We start from the raw sequence: 10,541 nt of genomic DNA, 5'->3' as shown, positions 1-10,541 counted from the left end.
GGGCGGCAGGCCGCTGGGAAGGCGGCCTGCCTCGAATCCGAGCGGCGGGTGGGCCAGGAAGCCCTCCAGCAGCGCGGTCGGTTCCAGCGCGGTGCTGGATGGGCGTGACGTCATCTCCATCGGCACGGGAACCGGCAGCGCATCGACCTCAGCCCTTGGCCTTGGTCAGCGCCTGGTCGAGCAGGGTGATCGCCAGGTCGATTTCTTCGTAGCTGATGTCCAGCGACGGCGCGAAGGTGATCACGTTCTTGTACCAGCCACCCACGTCGAGCACGAGGCCCATGCGCTTGCCGTCGTGCAGCAGGTCACCGGCCAGGCCGATGTCGACCATGCGGTCCAGCAGCTCCTTGTTCGGGGTGTAGCCGTCGGCCTGGCAGATTTCCGCACGCAGCGCCAGGCCCAGGCCGTCGACGTCGCCGATTTCCGGGTGGCGCTTCTGCAGGCCACGCAGGCCGTCGAGGAAGTACGCGCCCTTTTCCGGCACGGTGCGCTCGTAATCCATTTCCTTGCCCAGCTTCAGCACTTCCAGGCCCAGGCGGGTGCCCAGTGGGTTGGAATTGAAGGTGGAGTGGGTGGAGCCCGGCGGGAACACGGTCGGGTTGATCAGCTCTTCGCGCGCCCACAGGCCCGACAGCGGGTTCAGGCCGTTGGTCAGCGCCTTGCCGAACACCAGCACGTCCGGGGTCACGCCGAAGTGCTCGATCGACCACAGCTTGCCGGTGCGCCAGAAGCCCATCTGGATTTCATCGACGACCATCAGGATGCCGTACTTGTCCAGCACGCGCTTGAGGCCGGTGAAGAAGTTGCGCGGCGGGATGACGTAGCCACCGGTGCCCTGGATCGGCTCGACGTAGAACGCGGCGTACTCGGCCTGGCCGACCTTGGGATCCCACACGCCGTTGTACTCGCTTTCGAACAGGCGCTCGAACTGCCACACGCAGTGGTCGGAGTACTCGTCCGGGGTCATGCCCTTCGGGCGACGGAAGGGGTACGGAAACGGGATGAACATCGCGCGCTCGCCGAAGTGGCCGTAGCGGCGGCGGTAGCGGTAGCTGGAGGTGATCGACGACGCACCCAGGGTGCGGCCGTGGTAGCCGCCCTCGAAGGCGAACATCAGGCTCTTGCCGCCGCGCGCGTTGCGCACGATCTTCAGCGAGTCTTCAATGGCCTGCGCACCGCCAACGTTGAAGTGCACGCGGCCGTCGAGGCCGAACTTCTCGCGCATGTCCACGGCAATGGTCTTGGCCAGCTGCACGCGGGTCGGGTGCAGGTACTGGCTGGCGACCTGCGGCAGGGTGTCGATCTGGTCCTTCAGTGCATCGTTCAGGCGCTTGTTGCTGTAGCCGAAGTTGCACGCCGAGTACCACATCTGCAGGTCGAGGTAGGGCACGCCCGCGTCGTCGAACATGTAGCTGCCTTCGCCGCGCTGGAAGATCTTAGGCGGATCGACGTAGTGGACGGTATCGCCGAAGGAGCTGTAGCGGGCTTCGTCGGCCAGCAGCTGCGCATCGGAGGCAGCGGCGGCGGCGTTCTTGTCAAAAATGTTCATGCAGTTCGGTTCCGTGAAGGACGTTCGAAAGGGGTAACAGGGGAGCGCGCCTGCAAGGGAGTGCTCAGGCGGTGGCAAGCAGCAGGGGCAGTGCGGCGGGCTGCGGGCTGGCGTCGAGGCGACGTGGCTGCAGCAGGCTGCCATCGAGCAAGCGCGGCAGCAGTGCGATTGCATCGTGGAAGGTGTCGATGGCGGCATGCTCGATGCCGGCATTCGTGCAATGGGTAATCAGGCGGCGCTTGGCGAACACGAAGTCGGCGTCTTCGGACACGCAGAAATCCGAGCTGCCGTCGCCGATCATCAGCACGCGCGGTGCTTCGTTGGCGCGCGCCTGCGCGGCGCAGGCGCATTTGCAGGTGCCACTGCGGCAGCCTTCGGCCTGGTAGGGCGATTCCAGTTCCCAGTGGTCATCGCACCAGCGCAGGTGGTTGGCCACCACCGGCAGCTGCGCCAGGCCGTGGTTGGCGAGGATGCGATGGATCGCATAGTCCAGGCCGTCGCTGACGATGCGCAGTGGCAGGCCCAGCTGCTCGGTGCGAGCGACGAAGGCGACGAAACCTGGATCGATCTGCACCTGGTCCAGATGGGCATCAAGCGTGGCCGGATCCAGTTCCAGCCGCCGCACCTGGCCCTGCATGCATTCACGCGAGCCGATCTTTCCCGCCTTCCACTGGTCTTCCAGTTCCTGCCAGCCCGGCTGGCCGTACTTTTCCAGCAGCGAGTCGATGACATCTTCGAGGCTGATGGTGCCGTCGAAGTCACACAGGATGCTCCAGTGCATGGGCAGGTCCGTCGATGAGAAAGGCGTCCGGCACATTGCCGGGGCAGGCTCAATGTAGGCAGGCCGCCTTTCTCGTTCCTTTCCTGTTGAAAGGCGCTTTTGACGGGCTGGGAAAGCGTTCAGGAAAGTACATGGATGAATGCGCGGAGCGCAGGCCACGCGCGCACGTGCGGGTCAGGCGCGGGCCAGGACCTGCAGTATTTCGCCCGTCTCCTCACGGGTCTGCCAGGCGCTGTTGCCAAGGGTGAGCATGCGTGCGGCGAAGTCACGTGCATTGGGCACGTCCTCCTGCGGCACGATGCCACGCAGGTAGGCGTAGTCGGGCAGGGCATGGATGAACATGCGGCTGGCACCGAGGCCGCGCGGCCACAGGTCGTCCAGCGCGGCATCGCGCGCGCGCTGGCTGGGCAGCAGCAGCATCAGCATCGGCCAGGTGCCGCCGCTACCGGCCAGGCCATCGACCACCTCCACCGCCGGCAGTTGTGCCAGCTGCACGCGCAGCTGCAGTGCGCGCAGGCGCCCGGCCTGCAGGAACGCCGGCAATCGCCGCGCGGCATGGGCACCGATGTTCTGTCGCCATCGACTGACCCGGTGCTGCGGTATGTCCAGCGGGAAAATGTCACCGACCGCGTCTTCCAGATCGCCACGCTGCAGTGCGCTGCGCAGCGGATTGCCGTACACCAGCGACAGCAGCGAGGGGCGATAGCAGGCGGCAAGGCCAAGCAGCTGCACACTGCGAAGCAGCTCCCAGCGCAGGTTGAAGCGCACGTGTTCGGCGGCATGCTCGGCCAGTTCGGCGCGCAGTTCGTCATCGCGGCTGACCAGCAGGCCGCCTTCGTGCAGGCTCAGCCCCTTGCCGGCGGCCAGGCTGAAGAATCCGATGTCGCCACGCAGGCCGACACTGCTGTTGCCCACCCGTGCGCCCAGCGCCTGTGCGGCATCTTCGATGACCCAGGCGCCGGCGCTGCGGGCGATGTCGCAGGCCCGTTCGACATCGGCGATGCGACCGCCGAGGTGGGTTGGCAGGATGGCCAACGTACGCGCATCGGCCAACCGTTCGAGTTGGCCGGGATCGAAGTCGAAGTGGCCGCGCCGGGTATCGCACAGCTGCACGCGCAGGCCGAGGCTGTGCACCGCGATCGGCACCAGCGGGCAGGTGTAGGCCGGCATGATCACTGTGTCGCGCCTGGGTGCGCGCTTGCGCAAGGTGCGCAGGGCGATCAGCAGCGCGTGCGTGCCGGAACAGGTCAGCTGCAGCGGCGGCGTGCCCAGCTGGTTGGCCAGGATCCCGCGCAGGTCACCACCACCGGGAAGGAAGTCGCTGGCCTGCATCGGCAGGCCGGCGGTCGGTGGCAGTTCGCGCGCGAACAGGCTCATCGCAGCCCGCTCACGAGGTGCTTTCGGCGGGGCTGTGCGGGTCGTCCGCTTCCGCGCGGCCGAGGCAGACGATGCCGGCCACGATCAGTACCGCACCGACCAGGTGGTGCAGGGTGAGCGGCTCTTTCAGCAGCCAGGCCGACAGCAGCAGCACACTGATCACTTCCAGGTGCGAGGCCGCGAATGCCGGGCCGATCGGCGCATGCCGCAGCAGGCTCATCCAGGTGAAGAACGCACCCACGTAGCCGAGGATGGCGCCGTACACCCATGGTTGCGACAGCACGCGCAGCAGCCAGGTGGTGTTGGCCTCGACCGGCAGCGCAGCATCGCCGGCGTACTTGAAGCACAGCTGGGCCAGGGTGTCGAAGGCCATCAGCAGGGGGAAGCCGATCACATACAGGCGCCTCATGAGCCGACCCCCACCACCGCCACGCCTGCTGTGACCAGCAGCATCCCGGTCACCCGCAATGGCGTGAGCTTCTCGCGGAACAGGATGCGGCCGGCGATCATCAGCGCCACGATGTTGATCGAGCCCAGCAGCACGCCCTTGGACAGCGGAACCAGTGACAGGAAGGCGATCCAGGCGACGAACTCAAGCACGTAACAGGCGATGCCGATCCACAGCCAGGGGCGGCTGAGCATGTGCTTCCAGCGCTGCAGTCCCTCGCCCTCCTGCGGGTCGCTGGCGGCGGCCTTGAAGGCGAGCTGGCCACCGGTATCGAGCACGACATTGGCCAGCCACAGCAGCGTGGCAAGTGCCCCCATCTCAGGCCACCGCCTTGAGGACGCCGCTGCGTTCACCGATCCCGGTGAAGAAGCGCGCGCTGCGGCGGATCACCTCGCGGCGTTCGCGGTCGATCGTGATCATGTGGTAGCTGTCCTCCAGCACCACCAGTTCCTTCGGGCCACTGACCCGCGACATCACCAGTTCGGCATTGCCCATGCTGGCCACGTCGTCTTCGCGGGCGTGCATCACCAGGCACGGGGCGGTGACCTGGTGCAGGTGGCGGCGGGTCCAGTTGCTCAGCGCACGCATCTCGGCCAGCGCGTGCCAGGGATTGCCCGGAAGGCCTGCCGCCGCGCTGTCGCCGGACAGCATGGCGGCGCTGACCTGTGCACGCAGGCGCTCGTCGCGCAGGCCGTACGGCGGTTCTTCCATGAACATGCGGTCGCGGCCGATGTTGAAGCGCTTGAACCACGGCAGCAGGAACGAGAGGCGGGCGACAGCGGGTATGTTCCAGCCGTCGTAGCGGAACGTGGCGCCATACACGCCGACGCCGGACACCCAGTCCGGTCGTCGAGCAGCAAGTGCCAGCGACAGCACCGCGCCCATCGACAGGCCACCGACGAACAGCTGGTCGACCTTGCCGCGCAGGCTTGCCGCCGCATCTTCCACGCCCTGGTACCACTGTTCCCAGGTGGTCGCCAGCAGGTCATCCACGGTGCCACAATGGCCGGGCAGCTGCACGCCGTGTACGGTGAAGCCGGCGTTGTTCAGCCCTTTGCCCAGCATGCGCATTTCCGCCGGGGTACCGGTCAGGCCGTGGACCAGCAGCACGCCCTGCGGGCCACCGGGGAGGAAGAAGTCGTGCGAGTCGGTCACCTGGCGGCTCCGGGACGGCAGTGGGGAGGGTCAGGATCGCAACCGCGATTTTCGCCAGCCTTTCAGCGCCCCGGTCCGGGTCAGGGGGCCTTCAGCAGCGGCAGTGTGATGGCGACCTTGAGTCCGCCGCCGGGGCGGTTGAGGAAGGTCAGGCGCCCGCCGAAGTGCTCCACCGCCTCGTGGGCGATGGCCAGGCCCAGGCCGGTGCCGCTGGCGGTGGTGCCGGGGGCGCGGAAGAAGCGCTCGCCCAGCCGCGGCATCACGTCCTCGGGTACGCCGGGCCCGTTGTCCTCCACGTACAGTTCGACGTCGTTGTCATCCAGCGCGTGCACACCGACGGTAACGGTCGCATCGCGGCCGGCATAGCGCAGCGCATTGTCGATCAGGTTGTCCAGTGCTTCCTGCAGCTGGGCACCGTTGCCGAGCACGCGCAGCGGCTGGGGGCTGCCGCGGTAACCCAGATCGATGCCATCGCGGATCGCTTCAGGCACGCGTGTACCGACCCACTGCGGCACCCGTTCGCACAGGTCCAGTGCCTCCACCGTCTCCGGCACGGTCTGGGCCCGGCTCAGCGCCAGCAGCTGGGTGCTGACCCGCGCGGTGCGCTGGTTGAGCCGGCGGATGTGCTGCAGTGCCTCGCGCACCGTGTCCGGGTCGCCATGCGCCAGTGCCTGGTCCACGTGCAGGGCCATGCCGGCCAACGGCGAGCGCAGCTGGTGCGCGGCGTCGGCGATGAAACGGTTCTGCAGGGTGATCATTTCCGCCTGGCGCGCGAACAGATCGTCGATGGTGCTGATCAGCGGCTGGATCTCTTCGGGCACGTCGGCATCGGAGATCGGTGCCAGTTCGCCGCGGCGCTGCGCCAGGCGGGTCCTCAGCGGGGTCAGGATGCGCAGGCCATGGGTCACCCCGAACCAGACCAGCGCGGCGGTGCCCAGCGCCAGCATGGTCATCAGCGGGATGATGATCATCAGGATTTCGCGCGCGCGCTGGCGTCGTTCGGCCATGCTTTCGGCCACCGTCACCGCCAGCTGGTCCTGCGGATCGTTCATCGCACGCGTGCAGACGGTGGCCATGCGCACCGGCTGGCCGTTGAGAATGCCATCGTACAGGGTGGGGTCCACGCCGGTGCATTCCTGCGAAGGCGCGTAGGCACTGAAATCCGCATTGCCGCTGAGTGTCCCCTGGCGGCTGCTGTCCACGTTGAAATAGCGATGGCCGTCGGGCTCGTACTCGATCAGGAAGCGCGCCTGCGGAGACAGGTCGCTGGTCACCGGCATGGTGCTCAGCATCTGTGCGAACGAGTGCGTGTCGTCGATCAGGTTGCGGTCGTGGATGCGGTTGGAATAGTCCAGCGCAACGTAATAGGCCAGGATCGTATTGAAGGTGAGCAGGCCAAGCATCGGCAACGCCAGGAACGCGAGCAGGCGCCGGCGCAGGCTGGGCGGTCCACTGATCACGGGGCGCTGTCGTCCTGCGCGTCTTCCAGCATGTAGCCCAGCCCGCGCACAGTGCGGATGCCCATGCCGCCCGGCTGCAGCTTGCGGCGCAGGCGGTGCAGGGCGATGTCCAGGCCGTTGTCGGTCAGGTCCTGGCCCCAGTCGCACAGCGCTTCCACCAGCTGCGCGCGTGACACGATGCGCTCTGCACGCACCGCCAGCGCCGACAGCAGGCCGAACTCGCGTGCGGTCAGTTCAAGTGATTGGTCGTCGATCCATACGCGGTGCCCGGCCAGGTCCAGGCGCAAGCGGCCGATGCGCAGGTCCGGATTGCCATTGCTGGTGACCCGGCGCAGCTGTGCACGCACGCGGGCTTCGAATTCGTCCAGTGCGAACGGCTTGACCAGATAGTCGTCGGCACCGAGGTCGAGCACGCGCACCCGCTCGGCCAGGCCGTCACGCGCGGTCACCACCAGCACCGCCAGGCCATCGCCACGCTGGCGCAGTCGTTGCAGCACGTCGCGGCCATCCAGTTGCGGCAGCCCCAGGTCCAGCACCAGCAGTGCGTACTGGGTCGAGCCCAGTGCTGCATCGGCGTGCGCACCGTTGTCGACGTGGTCGACCACGTGCCCCTGCCGGCGCAGCGAGGCGCACAGGCCGGAGGCGATGTCCGGGTCGTCTTCAGCAATCAGAACGCGCATGCGCGGGGGCTCCTGTAACGGTCAGGCCCACCGGCTGGACGGGGCGGGCCTCTCGGCTGCCGAAGGGTAGCCGCAAACCGGGTGAAGGTGGAGCGCGCCGGCACCTCCTGGCGCCGTCACGCTGTCCCTCCATTCAGTCCTGCAGCCCCGGCTCACCCCGCGCCAGCGGCACCCGGGAGCCATCCAGCAGGCCACGGCTGAGCTTGCCCTCCTCGATGAACAGCAGTTCGCCGTTCTCGCCGTTCTTGATGCTGCTGTCGATGGCGATCACGCGGTCGCCGTGGAAGCTGCTGACATGTGGCATCGAGGTATGGCCGACCACGATGCGCTTGAGCTGCAGGCGGTCGAGTACGGCCTGCACACCCGCGGTGTCGAGGCGGCCATCGAAATAGCCGCGGTACCAGATCGGGCTGGTCTTGCCGTCATACAGCGGTGCGGTGGCCGGGTCGGCCTTCACTTCGGCCCTGGGCAGGCCCAGCGAGGCCTGATAGGCCGCGTTGGTGCGTGCCGGGTCCAGCGCCAGCCGCACCGCCTCGGGCGAGATGCCGCCGTGCAGGAACAGGGTATCGCCGATCTTCAGCAGCACCGGTCGGGTGCGCAGCCACTGCCCGATCACCGAGTCGGCGCCATACAGCTGCGGGTAGCTGCGGCCCAGCAGCTGGGCGCTGCGCAGGTACTTCGGGTTGACGTAGCGCAGGTCGTCATACAGCACCATGGTTTCGTGGTTGCCGAGCACGAAGTGCACGGCGCCACCGGCGGCGGCCGCCTGCTGCTGCAGGCCGTAGAGCAGCCAGAACGCCTCGGTCACCTGCGGGCCGCGGTCGAACACGTCGCCGGCGATGACCAGCGTGTCCTTGCCCAGCGCCCAGCGATCCTGCGCGTCGATCACGTGATGGGCACGCAGCAGGCGCACCAGCAGCCCATACTGGCCGTGGATGTCGGACAGCGCGACGATGCGCGGTGTGGCCGGCAGCACCGAGACCGAGGCTGCATTCGGCGCAGCCACATGCACGGTGTGTTCGTAGCCGCAGCGCGGTGCGATATCGGTCCCTGTTGCCCCGGAGGCAAGCGTGCGCGATTCGACCTTGTCGGCACAGATCCACTTGGCCTGCACCCGGTCGCCCTGGCGGAACACATAGGGGCCATCGGCCTGCACGTGGTCGGCGGGCGCGGCCACCTCGCGCGCCTGCGTGGTTCCGGCGCTGCAGGCCAGCAACGGCAGCAGCAGGGCGGTCATCAGGGAAGGGCGAAAGCGCGACATCGTCGGTGTCCGGCGGCGGAAACATCCGATGCTAACCGGCGCGACCGGGTCGCGGTGTGCGCGAATGGGCGGGTCAGGCGCTGTGCCCGTCGTCCCGGAGCTTGCGCACACGGGTGGCGGCGGCCTGCAGCGGCTGACCGTCGCGACCGCGCGGCTGCATGTACGGCAGCGGGCGCCGCGTGCTGGACTCGATCAGCTGCGAATGGGCCTCGCCCGCGTCGAAGCGATGGCGCTCACCCCATTGGCGCAGCGCGACCAGCACCGGGAACAGCGCCTGGCCCGCGGCGGTGAGCACGTATTCCTGATAGGCCGAGCCATCGGAGGCCGGTTGCAGTTGCAGGATGCCCGCCTCGACCAGCCGGCGCAGGCGGTCGCTGAGGATGTTGCGCGCGGCGCCGAGGCTGCGCTGGAAGTCGCCGAAGCGGGTGATGCCATCGAAGGCATCGCGGATCACCAGCAGTGCCCAGCGATCACCGAGCAGGTCGGCGCTGCGGGCAACGGGGCAGGGACTGTTGGCGTGCATGCTGTGGCCTCCGAATGTGGTTGCAGTTTAAAACCAATGACGATAGCCTGCATCAAGTTTCAAATTGCAACTACATCATGAGCGCATCGATGTCCCGCCCATTGCTGACCCTGCTCGCGGTCGCGGCCGGCGCCAGCGTGGCCAACGTCTATTACGCGCAACCGCTGCTGGATCGGCTGGCACAGGCCTTCGCGCTGGAGCGGGCGGTTGCCGGCGCGGTGTTGGCCGCAACCCAGGCCGGCAGTGTGCTGGCATTGCTGGGCCTGCTGCCGCTGGCCGATCGCGGTGACCGGCGACGCCTGCTGCGGATGCAGTTCATGGCGCTGGTGCTGGCCCTGCTGTGGCTGGCAGCGGCACGCACGGCCGGTTGGCTGTTGTCGGGCATGCTGCTGGCCGGGCTGTTGGGCACCGCGCTGACCCAGGGCTTGATCGCCTATATCGCCACGCTAGCGCCGCCCGAGCAGCGCGGGCGCGTGGTGGGCGTGGTGCAGGGCGGCGTGTTCATCGGCCTGTTGCTGGCGCGCGTTGTATCGGGCGCGGTCGCGGCCACCGTCGGCTGGCGGGCGGTCTATCTGCTGTCGGCAGCGCTGATGGCAGCCCTGGCCGTACTGCTGTGGCGGCGCCTGCCGGCCGTGCCGATACCCGCGGTACCGCCGCGGTGGCGCGACCTGCTGGGCTCGATGCTGGGCATGCTGCGCCGGGATCGAACGCTGCGCGAGCGTGGTCCGCTGGGATTGCTGCTGTTTGCCGGACTCAACGTGTTCTGGGCGGCGGCTCCCTTGCCGCTGTCGGCCCCGCCGCTGCAGTGGTCCACTGCGGCCATCGGTGCGCTCGGCCTGGCCGGGGTGGCAGGTGCATTGATGGCGTCGCGGGTCGGGCACTGGATGGACTGCGGTTTTGCCGATCGGGTCAGTCTTGGCGCGCTGCTGTTGATGCTGGTTGCGTGGTGGCCCCTGCTGGGCCTGCCGCAGTCGCTGTCGTTGCTGCTGCTGGGCGTGATCGTGCTCGACCTCGGCGGCCAGGCACTACATGTTTCGAACCAGGCATTGTTGCTGCGTGCACCGGCGGAACAGCATGGGCGCCTGGTGGCGTTGTACATGCTGTTCTATGCGGTGGGTAGTGGTGCCGGTGCGGCTGCCGGGCCCTGGATGCAGGCCCGGCACGGCTGGCCTGCCGTGTGCCTGCTGGGTGCAGGCATCGCGTTGCTGGCGCTGCTGTGGTGGGCGGGGTGGGGAGTGGTGGCGTTCAATGCATCGGCTGGCGCACGGACCGGTAAAGTCGACTGTCGGTAGAGTCGACTGTCAGTC

At 67.9% G+C, this 10,541-nt stretch carries 11 protein-coding genes and 1 pseudogene; 1 reads left to right on the top strand and 11 read right to left on the bottom strand.

Features of this window, described 5'->3' with window-relative positions; translation table 11 throughout:
• The 11 genes and pseudogenes from ABGA94_RS05925 to ABGA94_RS05875 form a co-directional block, all read right to left on the bottom strand.
• Positions 1 to 120: pseudogene (locus ABGA94_RS05925) on the bottom strand (GNAT family N-acetyltransferase); the annotation flags it as partial.
• Positions 121 to 148: 28 nt separating this feature from the next.
• Entirely contained in the window at positions 149 to 1,549 is a 1,401-nt protein-coding gene (locus tag ABGA94_RS05920; protein WP_375366662.1) for an aspartate aminotransferase family protein, read from the bottom strand.
• A 64-nt stretch (positions 1,550 to 1,613) separates the two neighbouring features.
• Positions 1,614 to 2,330: an MtnX-like HAD-IB family phosphatase gene (locus ABGA94_RS05915; protein WP_111127949.1), complete on the bottom strand. Its 717-nt coding sequence runs from the start codon at positions 2,328 to 2,330 to the stop codon at positions 1,614 to 1,616.
• A 174-nt stretch (positions 2,331 to 2,504) separates the two neighbouring features.
• Entirely contained in the window at positions 2,505 to 3,707 is a 1,203-nt protein-coding gene (locus ABGA94_RS05910; RefSeq protein ID WP_375366660.1) for a DegT/DnrJ/EryC1/StrS family aminotransferase, read from the bottom strand.
• A 10-nt stretch (positions 3,708 to 3,717) separates the two neighbouring features.
• Positions 3,718 to 4,116 carry a multidrug efflux SMR transporter gene (locus ABGA94_RS05905; RefSeq protein ID WP_032954032.1) on the bottom strand — a complete coding sequence of 133 codons (399 nt, stop codon included), beginning with the start codon at positions 4,114 to 4,116 and terminating at the stop codon, positions 3,718 to 3,720.
• A complete protein-coding gene (locus ABGA94_RS05900) occupies positions 4,113 to 4,472 on the bottom strand; it encodes an EamA family transporter (protein WP_375366658.1) in 360 nt (119 codons plus the stop codon). Before ABGA94_RS05900 ends, ABGA94_RS05905 begins: the two co-directional genes overlap by 4 nt.
• 1 nt (position 4,473) lies before the next feature.
• Positions 4,474 to 5,310 (bottom strand): carboxylesterase, encoded by an 837-nt coding sequence (locus tag ABGA94_RS05895; RefSeq protein ID WP_005415777.1) that lies wholly within the window; start codon positions 5,308 to 5,310, stop codon positions 4,474 to 4,476.
• Positions 5,311 to 5,390: 80 nt separating this feature from the next.
• Positions 5,391 to 6,770 carry a sensor histidine kinase gene (locus ABGA94_RS05890; RefSeq protein ID WP_065186713.1) on the bottom strand — a complete coding sequence of 460 codons (1,380 nt, stop codon included), beginning with the start codon at positions 6,768 to 6,770 and terminating at the stop codon, positions 5,391 to 5,393.
• Positions 6,767 to 7,450: a response regulator gene (locus ABGA94_RS05885; RefSeq protein WP_008265770.1), complete on the bottom strand. Its 684-nt coding sequence runs from the start codon at positions 7,448 to 7,450 to the stop codon at positions 6,767 to 6,769. The genes ABGA94_RS05890 and ABGA94_RS05885 overlap by 4 nt, the downstream gene beginning before the upstream one ends.
• A 133-nt stretch (positions 7,451 to 7,583) precedes the next feature.
• Entirely contained in the window at positions 7,584 to 8,711 is a 1,128-nt protein-coding gene (locus tag ABGA94_RS05880) for a metallophosphoesterase (protein ID WP_111127946.1), read from the bottom strand.
• Positions 8,712 to 8,784: 73 nt separating this feature from the next.
• A complete protein-coding gene (locus tag ABGA94_RS05875; protein WP_111127944.1) occupies positions 8,785 to 9,234 on the bottom strand; it encodes a helix-turn-helix domain-containing protein in 450 nt (149 codons plus the stop codon).
• A gap of 89 nt (positions 9,235 to 9,323) precedes the next feature.
• On the opposite strand from ABGA94_RS05875, the gene ABGA94_RS05870 reads away from it, so the two are divergent.
• Entirely contained in the window at positions 9,324 to 10,526 is a 1,203-nt protein-coding gene (locus ABGA94_RS05870) for an MFS transporter (protein WP_375366655.1), read from the top strand.
• The last annotated feature ends 15 nt before the right edge of the window (positions 10,527 to 10,541 follow it).

The sequence above is a fragment of the Stenotrophomonas sp. 3diitr2024 genome, from assembly GCF_042136455.1.
Classification (GTDB): domain Bacteria; phylum Pseudomonadota; class Gammaproteobacteria; order Xanthomonadales; family Xanthomonadaceae; genus Stenotrophomonas; species Stenotrophomonas sepilia.
The sequence above is the reverse complement of the archived record's forward strand: the minus strand, read 5'-3'. Positions and strand labels throughout refer to the sequence as shown.

Excerpts from the sequence above, each read along its gene's own strand:
- ABGA94_RS05920 (WP_375366662.1), bottom strand. The coding sequence starts at position 1,549 with ATGAACATTTTTGACAAGAACGCCGCCGCCGCTGCCTCCGATGCGCAG.
- ABGA94_RS05915 (WP_111127949.1), bottom strand. The coding sequence starts at position 2,330 with ATGCACTGGAGCATCCTGTGTGACTTCGACGGCACCATCAGCCTCGAA.
- ABGA94_RS05910 (WP_375366660.1), bottom strand. The coding sequence starts at position 3,707 with ATGAGCCTGTTCGCGCGCGAACTGCCACCGACCGCCGGCCTGCCGATG.
- ABGA94_RS05905 (WP_032954032.1), bottom strand. The coding sequence starts at position 4,116 with ATGAGGCGCCTGTATGTGATCGGCTTCCCCCTGCTGATGGCCTTCGAC.
- ABGA94_RS05900 (WP_375366658.1), bottom strand. The coding sequence starts at position 4,472 with ATGGGGGCACTTGCCACGCTGCTGTGGCTGGCCAATGTCGTGCTCGAT.
- ABGA94_RS05885 (WP_008265770.1), bottom strand. The coding sequence starts at position 7,450 with ATGCGCGTTCTGATTGCTGAAGACGACCCGGACATCGCCTCCGGCCTG.
- ABGA94_RS05880 (WP_111127946.1), bottom strand. The coding sequence starts at position 8,711 with ATGTCGCGCTTTCGCCCTTCCCTGATGACCGCCCTGCTGCTGCCGTTG.
- ABGA94_RS05875 (WP_111127944.1), bottom strand. The coding sequence starts at position 9,234 with ATGCACGCCAACAGTCCCTGCCCCGTTGCCCGCAGCGCCGACCTGCTC.
- ABGA94_RS05870 (WP_375366655.1), top strand. The coding sequence starts at position 9,324 with ATGTCCCGCCCATTGCTGACCCTGCTCGCGGTCGCGGCCGGCGCCAGC.